The 17,878-nt window shown below is 25.7% G+C and carries 20 protein-coding genes; 9 read left to right on the top strand and 11 right to left on the bottom strand.

Annotated elements, in window-relative coordinates; genetic code table 11:
• The 4 genes from ACTTAT_RS02125 to ACTTAT_RS02110 all read right to left on the bottom strand — a co-directional run.
• Positions 1 to 547 (bottom strand): hypothetical protein (locus ACTTAT_RS02125; RefSeq protein WP_440679417.1); only part of this gene is annotated, 547 nt, incomplete at its 3' end.
• Positions 547 to 2,880, bottom strand: coding sequence for an LPS-assembly protein LptD (locus tag ACTTAT_RS02120; protein ID WP_440679416.1), 2,334 nt, complete (start codon positions 2,878 to 2,880; stop codon positions 547 to 549). The genes ACTTAT_RS02120 and ACTTAT_RS02125, both read right to left, overlap by 1 nt.
• Complete coding sequence (locus ACTTAT_RS02115) at positions 2,873 to 3,973, bottom strand: LptF/LptG family permease (RefSeq protein WP_440679415.1); 1,101 nt, start codon at positions 3,971 to 3,973, stop codon at positions 2,873 to 2,875. The genes ACTTAT_RS02120 and ACTTAT_RS02115 overlap by 8 nt, the downstream gene beginning before the upstream one ends.
• On the bottom strand, positions 3,973 to 5,037 hold the full coding sequence (locus ACTTAT_RS02110; protein WP_440679414.1) for an LptF/LptG family permease: 1,065 nt from the start codon (positions 5,035 to 5,037) through the stop codon (positions 3,973 to 3,975). Before ACTTAT_RS02110 ends, ACTTAT_RS02115 begins: the two co-directional genes overlap by 1 nt.
• Positions 5,038 to 5,064: 27 nt before the next feature.
• Between ACTTAT_RS02110 and ACTTAT_RS02105 the strand changes: the two genes are divergently transcribed.
• Together ACTTAT_RS02105 and ndk are read left to right on the top strand one after the other, a co-directional pair.
• On the top strand, positions 5,065 to 6,522 hold the full coding sequence (locus ACTTAT_RS02105) for a leucyl aminopeptidase (protein ID WP_440679413.1): 1,458 nt from the start codon (positions 5,065 to 5,067) through the stop codon (positions 6,520 to 6,522).
• On the top strand, positions 6,515 to 6,919 hold the full coding sequence (gene ndk / locus ACTTAT_RS02100; RefSeq protein WP_440679412.1) for a nucleoside-diphosphate kinase: 405 nt from the start codon (positions 6,515 to 6,517) through the stop codon (positions 6,917 to 6,919). Before ACTTAT_RS02105 ends, ndk begins: the two co-directional genes overlap by 8 nt.
• Here the strand turns inward: ndk and purN are convergent.
• Complete coding sequence (purN, locus tag ACTTAT_RS02095) at positions 6,916 to 7,482, bottom strand: phosphoribosylglycinamide formyltransferase (protein ID WP_440679411.1); 567 nt, start codon at positions 7,480 to 7,482, stop codon at positions 6,916 to 6,918. The two genes, ndk and purN, sit on opposite strands and share 4 nt — an antisense overlap.
• Positions 7,463 to 8,497 carry a phosphoribosylformylglycinamidine cyclo-ligase gene (gene purM, locus ACTTAT_RS02090; RefSeq protein WP_440679410.1) on the bottom strand — a complete coding sequence of 345 codons (1,035 nt, stop codon included), beginning with the start codon at positions 8,495 to 8,497 and terminating at the stop codon, positions 7,463 to 7,465. The genes purN and purM overlap by 20 nt, the downstream gene beginning before the upstream one ends.
• On the opposite strand from purM, the gene ACTTAT_RS02085 reads away from it, so the two are divergent.
• Together ACTTAT_RS02085 and ACTTAT_RS02080 are read left to right on the top strand one after the other, a co-directional pair.
• Positions 8,492 to 9,529: a hypothetical protein gene (locus tag ACTTAT_RS02085; protein WP_440679409.1), complete on the top strand. Its 1,038-nt coding sequence runs from the start codon at positions 8,492 to 8,494 to the stop codon at positions 9,527 to 9,529. The two genes, purM and ACTTAT_RS02085, sit on opposite strands and share 6 nt — an antisense overlap.
• Positions 9,522 to 10,178, top strand: coding sequence for a hypothetical protein (locus tag ACTTAT_RS02080; protein ID WP_440679408.1), 657 nt, complete (start codon positions 9,522 to 9,524; stop codon positions 10,176 to 10,178). The genes ACTTAT_RS02085 and ACTTAT_RS02080 overlap by 8 nt, the downstream gene beginning before the upstream one ends.
• Here the strand turns inward: ACTTAT_RS02080 and ACTTAT_RS02075 are convergent.
• Positions 10,162 to 11,220: a hypothetical protein gene (locus ACTTAT_RS02075; RefSeq protein ID WP_440679407.1), complete on the bottom strand. Its 1,059-nt coding sequence runs from the start codon at positions 11,218 to 11,220 to the stop codon at positions 10,162 to 10,164. The genes ACTTAT_RS02080 and ACTTAT_RS02075 overlap by 17 nt on opposite strands.
• A 50-nt stretch (positions 11,221 to 11,270) precedes the next feature.
• On the opposite strand from ACTTAT_RS02075, the gene aspS reads away from it, so the two are divergent.
• Positions 11,271 to 13,058: an aspartate--tRNA ligase gene (gene aspS / locus ACTTAT_RS02070; RefSeq protein WP_440679405.1), complete on the top strand. Its 1,788-nt coding sequence runs from the start codon at positions 11,271 to 11,273 to the stop codon at positions 13,056 to 13,058.
• Here the strand turns inward: aspS and ACTTAT_RS02065 are convergent.
• Positions 13,055 to 13,873 carry a TSCPD domain-containing protein gene (locus tag ACTTAT_RS02065; protein WP_440679404.1) on the bottom strand — a complete coding sequence of 273 codons (819 nt, stop codon included), beginning with the start codon at positions 13,871 to 13,873 and terminating at the stop codon, positions 13,055 to 13,057. The two genes, aspS and ACTTAT_RS02065, sit on opposite strands and share 4 nt — an antisense overlap.
• Before the next feature lie 93 nt (positions 13,874 to 13,966).
• Between ACTTAT_RS02065 and ACTTAT_RS02060 the strand changes: the two genes are divergently transcribed.
• A complete protein-coding gene (locus ACTTAT_RS02060; protein ID WP_440679402.1) occupies positions 13,967 to 14,320 on the top strand; it encodes an NADH-ubiquinone oxidoreductase subunit NDUFA12 family protein in 354 nt (117 codons plus the stop codon).
• The gene (locus ACTTAT_RS02055; RefSeq protein ID WP_440679401.1) at positions 14,305 to 14,688 is read left to right on the top strand and encodes a DUF2155 domain-containing protein; all 384 of its coding nucleotides are present in this window, start codon (positions 14,305 to 14,307) and stop codon (positions 14,686 to 14,688) included. Before ACTTAT_RS02060 ends, ACTTAT_RS02055 begins: the two co-directional genes overlap by 16 nt.
• Here ACTTAT_RS02055 and accC read toward each other — a convergent pair.
• Genes accC through aroQ form a run of 3 tightly spaced genes read right to left on the bottom strand, consistent with a single transcriptional unit; the run spans position 14,685 to position 16,871 of the window.
• Complete coding sequence (accC, locus tag ACTTAT_RS02050; RefSeq protein WP_440679400.1) at positions 14,685 to 16,031, bottom strand: acetyl-CoA carboxylase biotin carboxylase subunit; 1,347 nt, start codon at positions 16,029 to 16,031, stop codon at positions 14,685 to 14,687. The two genes, ACTTAT_RS02055 and accC, sit on opposite strands and share 4 nt — an antisense overlap.
• Complete coding sequence (locus ACTTAT_RS02045) at positions 16,028 to 16,441, bottom strand: acetyl-CoA carboxylase biotin carboxyl carrier protein (protein WP_440679399.1); 414 nt, start codon at positions 16,439 to 16,441, stop codon at positions 16,028 to 16,030. The genes accC and ACTTAT_RS02045 overlap by 4 nt, the downstream gene beginning before the upstream one ends.
• On the bottom strand, positions 16,431 to 16,871 hold the full coding sequence (aroQ, locus tag ACTTAT_RS02040) for a type II 3-dehydroquinate dehydratase (protein WP_440679398.1): 441 nt from the start codon (positions 16,869 to 16,871) through the stop codon (positions 16,431 to 16,433). The genes ACTTAT_RS02045 and aroQ overlap by 11 nt, the downstream gene beginning before the upstream one ends.
• Positions 16,872 to 16,902: 31 nt before the next feature.
• Here aroQ and thiS point away from each other — a divergent pair, with 31 nt between their 5' ends.
• A complete protein-coding gene (thiS, locus tag ACTTAT_RS02035) occupies positions 16,903 to 17,103 on the top strand; it encodes a sulfur carrier protein ThiS (RefSeq protein WP_440679397.1) in 201 nt (66 codons plus the stop codon).
• Positions 17,103 to 17,876 carry a thiazole synthase gene (locus ACTTAT_RS02030; protein WP_440679396.1) on the top strand — a complete coding sequence of 258 codons (774 nt, stop codon included), beginning with the start codon at positions 17,103 to 17,105 and terminating at the stop codon, positions 17,874 to 17,876. The genes thiS and ACTTAT_RS02030 overlap by 1 nt, the downstream gene beginning before the upstream one ends.
• The last annotated feature ends 2 nt before the right edge of the window (positions 17,877 to 17,878 follow it).

Below are 17,878 nucleotides of genomic sequence, written 5' to 3'. Positions count from 1 at the left end.
TTTTTTTTAATTCATTTAAATAAATTTTTGAAAAAATATTAATTTTTTTTTTTTTGTCACTATTTACAATTATATCTTTTCTTTCAGCTGGAATTTTTTTTATTTTAATTATTTCATTAATTTCGTCCATATTAACTTCTAGTTGTCTGCGATATTTTAAAAAAATTAACTTTTCCCAACCTGAATTTACTTTGATTTTTCTTTTTAAATTTTTTTTAATATTTTTATTTATTTCTAAATTATTATTTTGACTTAAAATTGAATTAAGTTTTTTGTTAATATCGTTTTCACTAATACTAATTTTTTTTAAATTAATTTCAATTTCCTTTAATTTATCTTCAATCATTAAGTTAATTATTGCTAAATTATTAATGTCATTTATTTTTGTCTTATTTAGAAATTCTAAAGTTTTTTTTTCATTATAGAAATCTAAATTTGTAATTATATCATCATCAATAATCGCTAAAATTTTTATTTGATTTGCTTTTAATTGATTATTTGTCGTTAAAAATAAAATTAGAAATAATAAAATTTTTAATTTGTTCATTAATCAATAAAACTCGTTAGGTCAGGAGCTATACTATCTGAAAATGGCTTTATAACTATTCCAAAAATTAGATTTTTTGAACTTTTTAAATCATCATCATAGTAAAAATTTTTTGAGAGTGATAGTGAAGCTAATATGCAATCATTTTCAAAGATTACTCCAAATTTATGAAACTCTGATGAGTCAGTATTTAAATTTTTCTTAGTTTCAATATTAAAATATAAATTATTTGTGAATAATTTTTTTAAATTAAAGTTTATATTTTTTTCATTTCCAACGTGTTCATTTTTTTCTTCAAATCTTATGCTATTAAAAAAATTATTATATGAATAACTTGTAATTAGACTATTTCTGTGAATTTTAGAAAAATCATTACTCAAATTATAGTTATAATTTATTGAAATTTTATTGTCTTTAAAAGTATTTAAAAAACTAATTTTTTTTACTTCGTTTTCTGTTAGATTTAAATTTTCATTATCAGAAAAAAAATCAAATTTCAAATGTCCAGCAAAATCTGAAGTTTTATTATTTAAAGATGATCTATTCGGCATTTTTTTTTCTATTTTATCCCTCACCACTTGGCTGATACCAGTACCAAAGCTATATTGCGTTTTATTTTTATTTTGATCATTTTTTTTGTAAAGATAGTCAAAACCATAACCAGCAGAGTTACCTGTCTCAATATTTTCTAAACTATTTGTTCTATTCATTGCAAATGAATCATGAAAATTTAGAATTTTGTTTGAATTTGAGGAACTTTGCATATTACCTGATGTAGTTTTTAAAAATACCCTGGGTGTTAGTAATTGAGAATTTTTTTCTGAAAACTTTGCTAATGGAATTGTGTTGTCTAATGCTATTGTAAAATTATTATTTATTTTAATATTTTGTTTTTTATTATCATAATTGTTGTATATTAAATTTTTATTATATCCTCCAAATTTTAAAATAGATTTTAATCCAATTGGTTTAATGATATTTGGTTTTTTTTGAATTTGAATTTCATTTAAAAATTTATTCTTTTTTTTATCGTCTGAAAATTTTTGAAGATTTAAAAAATTATTTGTATTTATATTATAATTATTAAATAATTTTGTGTTATATGAAAATTTTGCATCTGGATAAAAGTATGTGTATTTATCATTTGTTGCTACATCCAAGTTTTCAAAAATACCAAATTTAATATCAAGGCGTTTATTTTTTTCGTATGAAGAAATTTTTAAAGAATTTTCCAATTCTCTTATATCTTCCTTAAAAAGATTACTACTCAGCTTATTTATTCTCAAATAGTTTTTTTGAGATACCCTTTGAATCTTAAAATTTAATTCATTATTTTTAAAAATAATATTCTTATGTTGACCAGTATATTCCGCAAATAAATAATTTCTTGAACCTTTTGTTCTATTTTGATTATTTTTAAATCTTTTATATCCTTTAGTATAACTTGTATCTAGCTTAAGATTTCCATGCTTCAAGGCTTGACGATAATTTATGTTATATAAATGATTTTCTTTGAAATAAAACACTGGGGTAAACAGTAAATCTTTATCTTTCGATATTGCCCAATAGTATGGAACTCTTACAGTTCTACCAATATTTGACAAAGTTTTAATAGACGGTGGCAAGAAACCAGATAACCTATCAACGGTTGGATCTGGATGTGAAAAAAATGGGCTATATAAAATCGGTATATTTTTTATTCTTAGTGTTGAATTTCTATGAATTATTTTTTTTTTATTTTTATCATGAGCAATTGATCTACTTTTTAGTGACCAAGTAGGACAATACTTATTTTCTTTATTATAAACTTTAGAGCAAGTTGTGTATGTGGCATTATTAAGTAAAGTTAAACTTTTTTTTTGATCAAATTTACCTGATTTTGATTTCAAATGAGATCCGTCAAAAAAAATAGTTTCAATATTATCGCCACTACCAATCCCTTTTTCATTAAAATAAACAAAAGTGTCAAAAAAATATTTATTTTTATTTGTATCTATAAAAATTACATTTTTTTTAGCTTCTATTTTTTTTAAGTTAATGGAATAAATAAATTTTTTTGCCTCAAGTGTATTCTTGCCATCTGTGTATTTTGATAAACCAAAAGTTTCTAATATATTTTTTTTTTTGTCGTAGATAATTTTTTTTGCTGAGATTATTTTATTATCTGATGTAGCAACCGCGTCTCCTTCTGCTATAACTTTATTTGTATTATCTTGATATATTAGCTTCTCAGCTTTGATATCGTAGAAATTTTCAGATTTTAATTCAGCAACATAATTTAAAGATATAATAAAAATTACAAAAATTTTTAAAAAATTATTTTTTTTAATCATGATTTCTTATAGCGCTAAAGATATATAACACTATTATCAAAAGTAATGGAGCCCATACTGATAAAATTAAGGGTATTTTTCCGCTTTTACCCATTGCAATTGAGAGATCTCCTAAAAAATAAATTAAAATTCCAGCTAAAATACCGAAAAATGCATAAATAAAATTATTGAACTGAAAGTTAAGCCCTATTGTAAACATTGTAGATATCAATGACATTAAAAATAACATTATAGGTAAAGATAAATATTTATGAAATTTTATTATCAATTCTTGATCGATGTACCCAATATTTTCACGATATTTAAGATGGTTTAGTATATTCCAAAATGAATAAGAGTCGGAATTTGAAAAAAAACTTTTTAAATTTTCAAAAACTAAGTTTGATTTGTAGTCATATTCTTTTATCACTTTGTTTTTATTTTTATCAATAATTTTGGCTTTTAATATTTTAATTTTATTATTATTGATTTTTGCACTTTGCCCATCTATCCTTTGTATAAAATTTGAATTTTTATCAAAATGATAAATTGTTAAGTTTTTTAACTTTTTAAAGTTTTGCATTTCTATATTATCTGATCTTAAAATATAAATAGAATTATCTTTAACTTCTCTAATCCATAGCCCTGTATTACTAATGATAATTAAGTTTTCATTATTGGAAAATTTTTGTTTAACACTTTCATAATATTTTATTAGTTCTGAAGATACAGGTGTCAAAATTAGTATTATTAATATACCTATAAATAAATTATATATTGCCGGGATAAGAATTATAGTATTTTTTGAAATACCAGATAAACTCATAGGCATAATTTCATTTATCCTTAATAATTTTACGTAAAAAAATATGCAGGAGAATAGAATAATGAAGGGCATCATATTTATTATAATTGTTGGGGTTTTAATTGCTGATAATATAATTGTTTGGGTGATTAATTCGTTATCTAAATTTTTGTTTCGAAAAAAGATCATCTCTTCGATGAAATTAGAAAGGAGTGTTAGTGTTAAAAAAATAGAAAAAAAAATTATGATAGAAAAATTTAATTCTTTTAAAAGATATCTTATAATTTTTTTTGGTATATTTCTTTTCATTATTTAAATTCAAATTCTAATTTTTTATTTAAAAGTATAAATATTATAGAGAAGCAAAGAATAATTATGCAAAAGTATGATGCAGAATAAATTAAACTTTTACCACTTATGCTCAATGCAATTTGATTTAAAATTATTAGAAAAAAAGATAAGATATAAATTATTAACTTATAATATTTAATTTGTTTTTTTTTATTTTCATAAATTAAAAAGCAAGACAAAACACCTAGCATTAACATCAAAAATGGCTTGATTGTTCTTTTGTTTATTTCTTCTCTGACCTCTTTTGATTTGATTTTATCATTATTGTAATTTCTGATTAACCAAAATATATTTCTTTCACTATATTTTGGATAAATTGTGTTTTGTAATTTAAACTTTGAAAAGTCAAATATTGTAGTATTAAAGTTAATTATATTAATATTATCATTTGTTTTTTCTTGTACTGTACCGTCATAAAGTTTTAGATAATTATTTTGATCATCTGATAAAACCTGTCCTTTTTTTGCAATTATTGTTCTAGTTTCTTCATATATAAAAATATTTTTTAAATTTCCTTTTAAATCATTTTCTTCTACATAAACTGTCAAACCTTTAAGAGGTGTATTAAAATTATTTTCCTTTACTAAAGAATTGACTAAAGTAAATTTTGAATTTGCAAGCAATTCTCTGCCTTTCAATGAACTCCAGGGAGCTATAATTGCAGATAGCAAAATATTTAAAAAAATCGTTATAATTGAGATGTATATTACAAGATTTACAATTTTTTTTTTATCTATTCCAGATAACCAATAAATGCTCAATTCTTTGGATTCTTCAAGTTTGTTTATTAAAAACAATATTGAAACCAAGAAGCTTAATAAAAAAATATTGTCAAAAATTTTTGGATAAATAAAGATCAAATATTTCAAGTAAATACTTAGTGAATTTCCATATTCTGTTACAAGTTCTAAGAGTCGCGCTGCTTGAGTCATCCATATTAATAATGATAAAGATAAGGATATAAGTAAGAAAATTTTAAAAAACTCTACAAAAAAATATTTGTAAATCTTGTTTTTAACCATTTAATGTGTATTAACCTTTTATTTTAAATGATAAGTATTTCAACCAAATACACCAAAAGTTGTGATTTTAGAGCCGTTCTGACGAACAAAAACTCAAAGTTGAACAGTATTGCAAAAATAGTCGATGCAAAAATTGCAAAATTTCTAAAAGAAAAAGCTTCAAAAAATAGAAAAGGGTTTACATTTATCTCTGGAGTCAAAAACTCTAAATTTGAAAATTTATATTTTTTCAATGTTACTGAAAAATCAGAAGAATTTGAATATCAAAATTTAGGCGGATCAATTGTTAACGAAGCATTAATTTTAAAAAAAAATAAGATTGAACTACTTGTAGACACATTACCAAAAAATTTATTAAAAGAAAAAATAATCCAGAATATAATCACTGGGATGCTGTCAAAATCTTACAAATTTAAAAATTATAAAGTTGATCAAAATGATAAAAATATTCAAAAAATTATCTTAGTTTCATCAAATCAATCCCTACTAAAAAAATCATTACATAATGCATCAAATATAAATTTTGGAGTTACTCAAACTAGGAATTTGGTTAGTATGCCAGCAAATATTCTCAATCCAAAACAATTTGTAAATGAGATTAAAAAACTATCAAAACATGGTTTGAAAATTGAAATATTGGATGAAAAAAAATTGAATAAAATTGGTATGAATGCACTTCTTGGAGTAGGGCAAGGAAGTTCTAATAATAGTTATGTTGCAATAATGAAATGGAATGGTGGAAAAAGATCAGCCAAGCCATTAAGTTTTATCGGCAAAGGAGTTTGTTTTGATACAGGTGGTATTTCATTAAAGCCAGCTAGATTTATGGAAGAAATGAAATACGATATGGCTGGTGCAGGCACAGTAGTTGGCCTGATGCAAACATTGGCATTGAGGAAAGCAAAAGTGAACGCAGTAGGAATCGTTGGACTGGTTGAAAATATGCCAGATGGAAATGCTCAAAGACCTGGGGATGTTGTAAAATCTTACAGTGGAAAAACTATTGAAATATTTAATACAGATGCAGAAGGTAGATTAGTACTTGCTGACTTATTGTCTTATACAGAAAAACGGTTCAAACCAAAATTTATGATTAACTTAGCAACTTTAACTGGGGCAATTATAATTTCATTGGGCAATGAGTACGCAGGATTATTTTCGAATAATGATCAACTAGCAGAAAGAATTAATAAAACTAGCTATAAAGATAACGAAAAAGCATGGAGACTACCATTGAATAAAAACTTTGACCGATTGATCGACTCTCAAATTGCAGATGTGCAAAATATTAATTATTCTGGAGGTGCAGGTTCTATAACTGCAGCACAGTTTCTCCAAAGATTTGTGCTAGATAAAACTCCATGGGCTCATTTAGATATTGCTGGTATGTCATGGACAAAGACAAGTACAAAAACTATTCCTGCTGGTGCAACGGGATATGGGGTAAAACTTTTAAATAGATTAGTGGAGGAGCATTATGAGTGAGCAAACATTGTCATTAATTAAACCAGATGCAGTTGAAAGAAATTTGATTGGTAAAATAATTCAAATTTTTGAAGAAAATAATTTGATTGTTGAAAAAATGAAAAAAGTTCACGTTGATATGAATTTTGCAAAAAAGTTTTACTCTGTCCATTCTGATAAACCTTTTTTTAATGATTTGTGTAGTTACATAAGTTCTGGCCCATTAGTGGCTATGGTTTTAAAGGGAGACAATGCAGTTCAAAAAAATAGAGATTTAATGGGAGCAACAAATCCAAAAGATGCAAAACCTGGTACAATTAGGAATTTATATGCAATTTCGATAGATAAAAACTCAGTTCATGGATCAGATTCTGTTGAAAATGCTAAAATTGAAATAGATTTATTTTTTAAAGATTAAATTATTTTTTGAAGTGCTTCGGCATAGGCCTTGTGCTCTAATTTTAAGATTTTTTTTGCTAAGCTTTTTGGATTATCTGATTTAAATACCCTTACTCTTTTTTGAATTATTATTTTACCAGAATCTAGTTTTTCATTTACATAATGGACTGTGCATCCAGAAAACTTATATTTTGCCTTAATAGCTCTTTCGTGAGTATTTAGACCTTTTAGTTTTGGCAGGAGAGAGGGGTGAATATTTATTATTGGTATAGCGGCTTTTTTAATAAAATTTGGAGATAGTATTCTCATAAACCCAGCTAAGCATATTATTTTTATCTTATTTATCTTAATTAGTTTTAACGCTCTATTTTCAAAATTAGACAGTTTTTTTTCAATGAAATAATTTTTAATCTTATTTTTTTTTGCAAAATCTAATCCTTTTGCATTTGATTTATTAGATAGAACAAGGCTAATTTTATATTTACTTCTTTTAAGTTTAGAATTTTTGATTAAAGCCTTTAAATTTGAACCCCTTCCAGAAATAAATACCGCTACTTTTGATTTAGAATTTAATGTTACCATTAAAAATAATTTTTTTATTACTTGAATTTATAATTTTACCAATTGGATAAGGTTTGTATTTATTTTTAAAAAAACTTTGTACTTTTTTTAGATTTTTTTTATTTATTATAAGACAAAATCCTACACCACAATTAAATGTTTTTAACATTTCATTATCAGAGATATTACTTTGTTTTAAAAATTTAAATATTTTTAAGGTTTTAATTTTATCTAAATCTATCACAGCACCTTTACTTTTTGGCAACACTCTTGGTAAATTTTCAGTGATACCACCACCTGTAATATTGCAGCATCCATTTAACAGATTTTTTGAGTGGAGTTTCAAGACTTCATTTGTATAAATTTTTGTAGGTTCTAATAATTTTTTTAAAATATTTTTATTTTTAATTTTTTTTAATTTTAATACATGTCTAACAAGCGAAAAACCATTTGAGTGTAATCCAGATGATGGAATAGCTAAAATTAAATTATTTTTTTGTATTTTTTTTCCGTCCAAAATTTTAGATTTGTCCACTATTCCAACTGAAAAACCTGCCATATCAAACTTATTATTTGAATATATGCCTGGCATTTCAGCTGTTTCTCCTCCGGCTAAATAACATTTTGAAATTTCACAGCCTTTAGCAATTCCTTTTAATAACTTTTTGTATTTATTTTTTTCAACTTTTTCTATTGCGATGTAATCTAAAAAAAACAACGGTCTTGCACCTTGAACGATCAGATCATTAACGCACATCGCTACCAGATCTATTCCAATTGTATCAAATTTATTTAATTTATTTGCCAACTCTAATTTAGTACCAACGCCGTCAGTAGCTGAAACTAAAACAGGATTTTTAATTTTGTGAGGTTTTAAATCAAATAAGGAGCCAAAGCCTCCAATATTTTTAAAACCAGATATTCTTGACCCTTTAATTTTTGTTTTATTAGATAGGTTTGATATATATTTTACCAATTTATTAGTATTTGATGTATCAACTCCACTTTGCTTGTATGTTAAGGTCTTTTTATGCATTTATTTAAAATATTTTTAACAATGATGTTTGTAATGTTATTCTCTGTTAAGGCAAACTCTAGTATTTATATTGTTGATAATTATTCTTTTAAAACATCACTAAAAAAAATAAAAAATAATAGAAATAAAGTTATTGAGGATATAAAGAAAAAATCATTAAATGACTTTTTAAAATCAATTACAATTCACTCAGATTATAAGAATATTAAAAAAATTAATAATTATCAAAATTATTTTAAATATTTTATTGTCAAAGATGAATTGAAAACAGACAAAGTCTATGAAGTTATCTGCAAAATTGAATTTGATAAATTTAAAATTGATGATTTATTAAAATCACAAAATATTAAATATATAAATTTTAAAAGCGATCCTGTTCTAACCATAGTTGTTGAAAAGAAAAATAATGAAATAAATTATTGGTTAAATGACAGTTTTGAAAAAAACTGGAGTAAAAAATCAAATAATCTTATTAATGCGTTTCCTCCAAATGGGGATTTGACTGATATTAATTTTTTAAAAGAAATAGAGTTAAAATCCTATCAAATTACCAGAGTTGACCGATTAACAGTAAACTATGGTGTTAGAGATTTTATATTTATAGTTTTAGACCAGGATTTAGATAAAGAAAAAGAAAATGTTTTTGTCAAATACCAATTTAATGAATTAAAATTTTCGAATAAATTTAAACTTAAAGAATTTAACCAAACAAACATTGATGAATTATTTGATAAACTAATTATAGAATTAAATAATTCATGGAAAGAAATTCAAATCTTATCACCATTAAAAAATAATAGTTTTGTATTTCATTATACTTTAAAAAAATTATCTGATTATATTGAAATTAAAAAAATTTTAGAAAAAAATAAAAATACTATTTCGTTGAATGATATTGAGGTGACAAATAGTAAATACTCAGGAAATTTAGTTTTTTCAGGTTCCAAGGTCAATTTCATAGAATCATTGGCAGAATTTAATTTAATTGTTGAAAATAAAAATGGAAATATAAATTTAAAAAAAAATGACTGAACAACGTATATTTAATTTTAATAATACTAAAAATTTTTTTGAAGAGAACTTAATTAGAGATACATCAAACAGTAATGTATTAAATTTCCTAGATAAATTTCCAAATTGGGAAACCAAATTAATTAATATTGTCGGTGAAAAAAAATCTGGAAAATCATTTATTTTACAATTATTTAGAAAAAAAAAACAATTTAATTACATAAGCAACATAGAAGATTTTGAAAAGAAATATGATGAGCTTTTTCTTGTTGATAAACTTATTTTAGATGGTTTTCAAATTAATGAAGATAAGTTTTTTTCATTAATAAATCATTTTATACTTCATAAGAAATATTTAATTATATCATCAAGAGAACCTTTGACTATGTTAGAAATCAAATTGCTAGATTTGAAATCAAGATTGAAAGAGTTTTTATTGATTGAAATACAAAATCCAAGTGATGATCTTATATATTCTTTAATCTTAAAATACTTTTCTGATAATCAAATTGTTATAAAAAAAGATTTAGTAGAATATATTGTAAAAAAAATAGATAGGTCATATTCAAGTATTGAAAAATTTTTAATCAAATTAAACGATCAGAGTATAATTAAGAAAAAAAAAATAGATTATAAATTAATAAATGAAGTTTTTAATGAAACGGTTTGAAATCTTTGATAAGGAATTTCTTTTTACCTGTAATAATTTTTTCATATAAATCATAAAAAATTTTATTTCTCCATTTGGAATTTTTTTTAATACTTTTGTATTCAGCAATATCAAATTTAGATGCAATCAAATTCTGATCAATTGAATATTTTTTTGAAACTAAAAATCTAAAAAATTCTAAACTCTTAATTTGAATTTCGTTATTTTCTTTTTTAATCCTTATTTTTGAAAGTTTTTTTAGTAAATTAGTAATATCTTTAATTTGATTTTGAGAAAAAATTTTATTTTTTTTAATTGTATGAAAAGATTTATTTTTAATTATTGTAATGATTTCCTCATCTTTTAATATCCAGTTTTTTGGTAAGTTTTTTTTCTTACTTAAATCATCTCTTATTTTAATGAGATTTATAAAATTTTTATTATTATATAATTGAATACTTAATTTCTTTTTAAATTTTGAATTAATTCCATTATTATTTTTTATTTTTTTCAATATTAGAGAAAATTCTTCTCTAGCAAAATTAAGTTTTTTTTCTTTTTTTAGCAATTTGCTTTGTATTAAGTACATTTTTTTTAAATATTTCACATCACGTTCTAAATATTTTATTTGAGAATTTAGCAGCGGTCTTTTCAACCAATCTTCATTTTGATGTTTTTTATCCAAAATTTTTTTAAAATATTTTTTTACTAAGTTTGCGTACGAAATATTTTTATCCAATCCTAAAAATCCACTTGCTATTTGAGTATCGAAAAATGGTTCAATATTCACATTATGATTAAGAAAAATTTCTATATCTTGCATTCCCCCATGTATTATTTTGATCTTTTTCTTTGATTTAAAGATTTCTCTAATAGTCTTAATTTGATCTGGAAATTTTAATAAATCAAAAATGAAAATCTTTTGTCCATCAGAAATCGTAATTATTGATAGCTTTGAATAATAAGTTTTTTTTCTTTCAAATTCAGTATCAACACATAAATAATTTTTTTTGTTAAAATATTTTTTGAATAATTCTAATTTTTTTTGATTATTTACAATCATTATATTTTCTTGTTTTTTGCACTTTTTGTATATATTAGGATTTATCCTAAATGATAACTTATAGAACACATACTTGTGGAGAATTAAATAAATCTCATAAAGATAAAGAAGTTATCTTATCTGGATGGATACATAAAAAAAGAGATCATGGGAATTTACTTTTTATAGATTTGAGAGATAATTATGGCATCAGTCAGTGCGTGATTGAAAAGGGTCATAAAAGTTTTTCAAATATTGAAAAAACCTCGTTAGAGACAGTTGTTAAGATTGAAGGCTTAGTTTTGGGAAGATCAAGTGAAACAATTAATAAAGATTTAAAAACTGGTGAAATTGAAATATCGATAAATAATTTTGAAATACTTGGATCAGCGAAAGAATTACCATTACCGGTATTTTTAGATGAAGATTATTCCGAGGATATTAGGTTAAAGTATAGGTATTTAGATTTAAGAAGAAAAAGAATTCATAAAAACATTATCTTAAGATCAGAGGTGATTTCATTCATAAGAGATGAAATGCAAAAATTTGGTTTTTTAGAATTTCAAACTCCAATTTTAACTTCATCAAGTCCAGAAGGGGCAAGAGATTTTTTAGTTCCAAGCAGATTAAACCCTGGAAAATTTTATGCATTACCACAGGCTCCACAGCAATTTAAGCAACTTATAATGGTTGCTGGTTTTGATAAATATTTTCAAATTGCACCATGTTTTAGGGACGAAGATGCAAGAGCTGACAGAAGCCCAGGGGAGTTTTATCAATTGGATATCGAGATGTCCTTTGTTAATCAAAATCAGGTTTTTGATATTTTAGAAAAATTACTTTCAAGTGTTTTTGAAAAATTTTCTAATAAAAAAATAATTAATAAAGTTTTTCCAAGAATTCCTTATGAACAATCAATGTTAAAGTATGGAACTGATAAACCAGATTTGAGGAACCCATTGGTAATTTCAGATGTAAGTGAGATATTTAAGCGTGAAGATGTTAAATTTGAAATATTTAAAAAACTAGTCTCTAAAGGAAATATTGTAAGATCAATTGTAACCAAACAAACAGTAGAAAAACCTAGAAGTTTTTTTGATGGAATTGATAAATGGGCAAGAAGTGAAGGTGCTTCTGGTTTGGCCTATTTTTCTTTTGAGGAAAGTGATGGTGAAATTTCTGGCAAAGGCACAATTGGCAAATTGTTTTCAGAGGATTCATTAAAAGAAATCATGAAGATTACAGATGCTGAAATTGGAGATAGTATATTTTTTGCATGCGGTTCTCAAAGCGAAGTTGAAAGAATCTTATCGCTTGCCAGAACAAAAATTGCCGAAGATTTAAATTTGATTAATAAAGACGAGTTTGCCTTTTGTTGGATTGTTGATTATCCAATGTATGAAGTCGATGAAAAAACGAAAAAAATAACTTTCAGTCATAATCCATTTTCTATGCCACAAGGTGACATTGAAAATTTAGATTTTAATAATCCACTTAATATTAAAGCTTATCAATATGATATTGTTTGTAATGGAATAGAATTATCTTCTGGTGCAATTAGAAATCATAAACCTGATTTAATGTATAAACTTTTTTCAGTTGCTGGTTACTCAAAAGAAGAAGTAGATACAGAATTTTCAGGTATGATAAATGCTTTTAGTTATGGAGCACCACCACATGGAGGTATAGCCCCTGGCATTGATAGAATTATCATGTTACTTGCTGATGAGAAAAATATCAGAGAAGTTACTATGTTTCCTATGAATCAAAATGCACAAGATTTAATGATGAACGCGCCATCATCAGTTAAGGAAAGCCAACTAAAAGATCTTAATATTAAAACAATAAAAAAAGATTAGGCTTTTTTACTTTTAATATTCAATCTCACATTAGTAAGATCTACTAACTTTTCTTTATATTGATTTCTTACAAATCCCTTACTTGTAACATTTTTAAGCACATCAAGAAATTTGGCTTCTTCTGGGCTTGAAGCTTCCGCAGATTCAGCCTTTTTAATTGATGGAGTGTGTGCCAAATCTTCTCTACCCAAGTAAGAGATTGCTAATTCCCTAAAGATATAATCCAATATAGAAGTTGCACTTAAAATACGGTCATTACCATGCACTTTTCCAGATGGCTCGAACTTGGTATCAATAAATGCATCAACATATTCTTCTAAAGGAACTCCGTATTGCAGCCCTAGTGATATTGCTATAGCAAAATTATTCATCATTGATTTTACAAGTTCGCCTTCTTTATTAGTATCAATGAAAATTTCTCCAATCTTACCGTCTTCATACTCTCCAATATGCAAGTAGACTTTATTGTCATCAATTGTTGCCTTTTGAATATATGCCTTTCTTCTATCAGGCATTCTTCTTCTGAAGTTAAAATTCTTGTCGTTTAAATTATTTTCTACACCTGAACTTTTTGGAGCTTCATTTACACTGTTTTGAATTAAATCTTTAAGGTCTTCAGTTTGAGCCTGTTTTGAAGTATTTTTAACATCCCCTATAGCTTTGGTTTTTCTTTTATTAAATTTAACATCAATAATTTCAAATTTTCCATCATCCCTTTTGTCTATTTCTTTAAGAGACTCGTTACTTATTTCATTTAGTTTATGACTTATTTTAAAAAGACACGTATAAAAACTTTCAGCTACAAATTTACTCATATTTTCCTTTAAGAATCGTTAATATTAAAATAGTTTTCTAAGTGACTCTTTGTTATAAGTCCATTTAAAAAAAAACAACTTTCAATTGTGTTAATGAATTTATTTAAAATTATTTTTTCTTGGTGGAATGGACAAACATTTGGAACATTCTTACAAACTTTAGTTTATGGAAACATGGTCGGAAAAGATTATTATGGAAATAAATATTATCAAAATAAAGATGATACAAAAAGATGGGTCATTTACAATGGTACTGTTGACGCCTCATCAATACCCCCTGAGTGGCATTCTTGGTTGCATAAAATAATTAAAACTACACCAGATCAAGTAAAATTTAATAATTTTAATTGGCAGAAAGAACATAAAAAAAACCTCACTGGTACAAGTCAAGCTTATGTTCCTCTGCATGAAAAAAAATTGCCCTACAAAAGATGGCAACCAAAATAATTATATTTATTTATTTATTTATTTTTAGCTATTCATCATTTGGAAATGAATTAGTAAAAGTTTTAAACAATGATAATAATTATGCTGAGATAAAAATTATTGATAAAATAACTTCAAGATTAACCACTGAAAAAATTAATTTAAAAACTTTAAAAAATATTAAAGATTTTGAAATTTTTATTGATAAGTGTGTTCTTGATACCAGGAAAGGATTTTTAGAAACTTCTGCTTTGGTGCAAATTAAAGATGTTAAAAATCGAACTAAAGACAGGGTTTTTTTATTTAATAATTGGATGTTTGCCTCAAATTCATCAATTAATGAAATAGAGCATCCAAATTACGATATTTCATTAAAAAGTTGTAACTAATTTTTATTTAAGATATCTGATTTCGCCAACCAATTGACATCATAATTGAAGCTTAAAAAATCTTTATGTTTTAAAATTTCTTGATGCAAGTCAATTGTGGTATCGATACCAGAAATTACAAATTCATCTAAAGCTCTAAGTGATCTTGCCAACGCTGACTCTCTGTCTCTTCCGTGAGAAATTAGCTTTGCAATCATACTGTCATAAAATGGTTGCACAACATATCCTTGATAAATCGCAGAATCCACTCTGGTTCCTGGTCCTGACGGGATATGGCAAGATGTTATTTTTCCAGCACTAGGTTGAAAATCTTTTTTATAATTTTCTGCATTTATTCTGCACTCAATAGCATGACCACTAAAACTTATTTGTGATTGATCTAGCTCTAAATTGCCAGTTGATGCTATTTCAATTTGTCTTTTTACCAAATCTACTCCTGTTACTGCTTCTGAAACTGGATGCTCAACTTGAAGTCTGGTATTCATTTCTAAAAAGAAGAATTCACCATTTTCATAAATAAACTCTAAAGTACCTGCACCTTTATACCCAAGTTTTGAAATACTATTTACAGAATTTTCTAAAAGTTTATTCCTCTCCTCATTTGTTAAAACAGGACTTGGACTTTCCTCAACTAGTTTTTGATATCTTCTCTGGACAGTACAATCTCTCTCACCTAGATGAACAACTTTTTTTCCATCTGACAAAATTTGAACTTCAATATGCCTTGGATTTTGAAAGAATTTTTCAATAAAGACTTCATCATTGTTAAAAAATTTTTTAGCCTCACTTTTCGCATCAATTACATTTTTTTCTAAATTCTTACTTTCATAAACAATTTTCATACCCTTTCCACCACCGCCACCAGCAGCTTTAATTAGTACAGGGTAACCAATTTCTTCTGCCATTTTTTTAGCTTCGTTAATGTCCGTAATACCTTTATCCGAACCTTTAATTGTTGGCAGACCTAATTCTTTGGCAATTTTTTTTGCTTCAATTTTATCACCCATTTTTTTTATTAAACTTGAAGATGGACCGATAAAATTAATTTTGTGATCTTCTAGGATTTTAGCAAACTCATAGTTTTCAGATAAAAAACCGTACCCAGGATGAATTGAATCAGAACCTGTTAATTCATAAGCGGATAATAAATTTGGAATACTAAGGTAACTATCACTTGCTCTTGGTGGTCCAATACAAACACTCTCATCAGCCAGTTGAACATGCATTGCATTTTTATCTGCTGATGAATGTACAGCTACACTTTTAATACCAAGTTCTTTGCAAGCTCTTATTACTCTTACAGCAATTTCACCGCGATTTGCGATGAGTATTTTTTTTATCATTTAATTTTGATTAATTCTTGATCAAACTCAACAGACTCACCATCATTAACACAAATCTCTTCCACAATCCCATCTTGTGTTGAAGGTATATGGTTCATTGTTTTCATAGCTTCAATAATTAGAATTGTATCTCCTTTTTTTACTTTTGATCCAACAGTAACAAAAGGTTTTGCCCCAGGCTCAGGTGCAAGATAAGCTGTTCCCACCATTGGACTTTTTACTCCATTAAATTTTCCAGAAGACTTTGTTGGAGCAGAAACTAAATTGTTTGATGAAACTACACTTGGTGCCGATAATGTACCTTTTCCTACTTTGATACTTTCTTTTCCATCAGAGTAACTTAATTCAGTTAGATTAAGTTCATCTAAAATTTTAACTAATTCTTTGATTTTATCTTTATTAATTTTCATTTAAGATATTTTTTACACCTTGCAGAGCTAATTTATAGCTATTAATTCCAAGACCGCAAATTATTCCATCAACCACATTACTGATTAATGATTTATGCCTAAATTCCTCTCGTTTATAAATATTAGAAATATGAACTTCTATTTTAGGTATATTTAAACTTTTTAAAGCATCATGAATTGCCACTGAGGTATGAGTAAAAGCAGCAGCATTTATTATTAATCCATCTGATTTATCACATTCTTGAATTTTATTCACAATTTCACCTTCTACATTAGACTGAAAAAAAGATACATCTAGCTCTAGTTTTTTTGCATAGTCTTTAATTTGGTTATTTATATCTTCCAATGTAAGATTACCATAAATCTCCGGTTCTCTTTTACCCAAAAGATTTATATTTGGTCCGTTAATAATTTCTATTTTTTTTGACATTTTATTAATTGAAAAATATTAAGCTTTAATAATGCATATTGTTTTAAATGGCAAAAAATTTTCAATCAATGAAAAAGATACAATTAACATTCTTTTAAAGAAAATTGATATTAAGTCATCAAAAGTTGCCATTGAAGTAAATAAAGTTGTTATTCCAAAGGAAAAATATAGAGATTTTAAGTTTAAAAAAAATGATAAAGTTGAAGTTGTTACTTTTATTGGAGGCGGTTAATGAAAGATTTATTTAGAGTAGGTAAATACAAATTTAAATCTAGATTAATTGTTGGAACGGGAAAATACAAAAATTTTTCCGAAACAGCAAAGGCTATTAAAGCTTCTGGCGCTGACATGGTTACAGTTGCCGTAAGAAGAGTTAACATTACAAATAAAAAAGAGCCGCTATTAATGGATTACATTAATCCAAAAAAAATTAGATACCTTCCAAATACAGCGGGATGTTTTAATTCTGAAGACGCTTTAAGAGTTTTGAGGTTGGCAAGAGATAGTGGGGGTTGGAATTTAGTTAAACTTGAGGTTTTAGGAGATCAAGAAACTTTATACCCTAATATGGAAGAAACATTAAAGTGCGCTAAAATTTTAGTAAAAGAAAAATTTGATGTGATGGTTTATTGTTCAGATGACCCCATTGCTTGCAAACAGCTTGAAGAAATAGGAGTAGTAGCAGTAATGCCCCTTGGATCTTTAATTGGTTCTGGGCACGGTATTCCAAATAAAAATAATATCAAACTAATTAAAAAACGCTCTAAAATTCCAGTAATAGTTGATGCAGGAATTGGTTGTGCATCTGATGCTAATATTGCAATGGAACTCGGTTGTGACGGGGTATTAGTAAATTCTGCAATAGCCAAAGCAAGCAAACCAATTTTAATGGCAGAGGCTATGAAATTAGCAGTTGAAGCTGGGAGATTGTCTTATTTATCTGGAATTATGGAAAAGTCTTTCTTAGCTAAAAACTCAACAACTCATAAAAGAAAAATTAAGTGATA

This window comes from Candidatus Pelagibacter sp. HIMB1517 (assembly GCF_052047895.1).
GTDB lineage: Bacteria > Pseudomonadota > Alphaproteobacteria > Pelagibacterales > Pelagibacteraceae > HIMB114.
The sequence above is the reverse complement of the archived record's forward strand: the minus strand, read 5'-3'. Positions and strand labels throughout refer to the sequence as shown.

What these genes read in the sequence shown, in the direction of transcription:
- ACTTAT_RS02120 (WP_440679416.1), bottom strand. Translation starts at nt 2,880, where the DNA reads ATGATTAAAAAAAATAATTTTTTAAAAATTTTTGTAATTTTTATTATA.
- ACTTAT_RS02115 (WP_440679415.1), bottom strand. Translation starts at nt 3,973, where the DNA reads ATGAAAAGAAATATACCAAAAAAAATTATAAGATATCTTTTAAAAGAA.
- ACTTAT_RS02110 (WP_440679414.1), bottom strand. Translation starts at nt 5,037, where the DNA reads ATGGTTAAAAACAAGATTTACAAATATTTTTTTGTAGAGTTTTTTAAA.
- ACTTAT_RS02105 (WP_440679413.1), top strand. Translation starts at nt 5,065, where the DNA reads ATGATAAGTATTTCAACCAAATACACCAAAAGTTGTGATTTTAGAGCC.
- ndk (WP_440679412.1), top strand. Translation starts at nt 6,515, where the DNA reads ATGAGTGAGCAAACATTGTCATTAATTAAACCAGATGCAGTTGAAAGA.
- purN (WP_440679411.1), bottom strand. Translation starts at nt 7,482, where the DNA reads ATGGTAACATTAAATTCTAAATCAAAAGTAGCGGTATTTATTTCTGGA.
- ACTTAT_RS02085 (WP_440679409.1), top strand. Translation starts at nt 8,492, where the DNA reads ATGCATTTATTTAAAATATTTTTAACAATGATGTTTGTAATGTTATTC.
- purM (WP_440679410.1), bottom strand. Translation starts at nt 8,497, where the DNA reads ATGCATAAAAAGACCTTAACATACAAGCAAAGTGGAGTTGATACATCA.
- ACTTAT_RS02080 (WP_440679408.1), top strand. Translation starts at nt 9,522, where the DNA reads ATGACTGAACAACGTATATTTAATTTTAATAATACTAAAAATTTTTTT.
- ACTTAT_RS02075 (WP_440679407.1), bottom strand. Translation starts at nt 11,220, where the DNA reads ATGATTGTAAATAATCAAAAAAAATTAGAATTATTCAAAAAATATTTT.
- aspS (WP_440679405.1), top strand. Translation starts at nt 11,271, where the DNA reads ATGATAACTTATAGAACACATACTTGTGGAGAATTAAATAAATCTCAT.
- ACTTAT_RS02065 (WP_440679404.1), bottom strand. Translation starts at nt 13,873, where the DNA reads ATGAGTAAATTTGTAGCTGAAAGTTTTTATACGTGTCTTTTTAAAATA.
- ACTTAT_RS02060 (WP_440679402.1), top strand. Translation starts at nt 13,967, where the DNA reads ATGAATTTATTTAAAATTATTTTTTCTTGGTGGAATGGACAAACATTT.
- ACTTAT_RS02055 (WP_440679401.1), top strand. Translation starts at nt 14,305, where the DNA reads ATGGCAACCAAAATAATTATATTTATTTATTTATTTATTTTTAGCTAT.
- accC (WP_440679400.1), bottom strand. Translation starts at nt 16,031, where the DNA reads ATGATAAAAAAAATACTCATCGCAAATCGCGGTGAAATTGCTGTAAGA.
- ACTTAT_RS02045 (WP_440679399.1), bottom strand. Translation starts at nt 16,441, where the DNA reads ATGAAAATTAATAAAGATAAAATCAAAGAATTAGTTAAAATTTTAGAT.
- aroQ (WP_440679398.1), bottom strand. Translation starts at nt 16,871, where the DNA reads ATGTCAAAAAAAATAGAAATTATTAACGGACCAAATATAAATCTTTTG.
- thiS (WP_440679397.1), top strand. Translation starts at nt 16,903, where the DNA reads ATGCATATTGTTTTAAATGGCAAAAAATTTTCAATCAATGAAAAAGAT.
- ACTTAT_RS02030 (WP_440679396.1), top strand. Translation starts at nt 17,103, where the DNA reads ATGAAAGATTTATTTAGAGTAGGTAAATACAAATTTAAATCTAGATTA.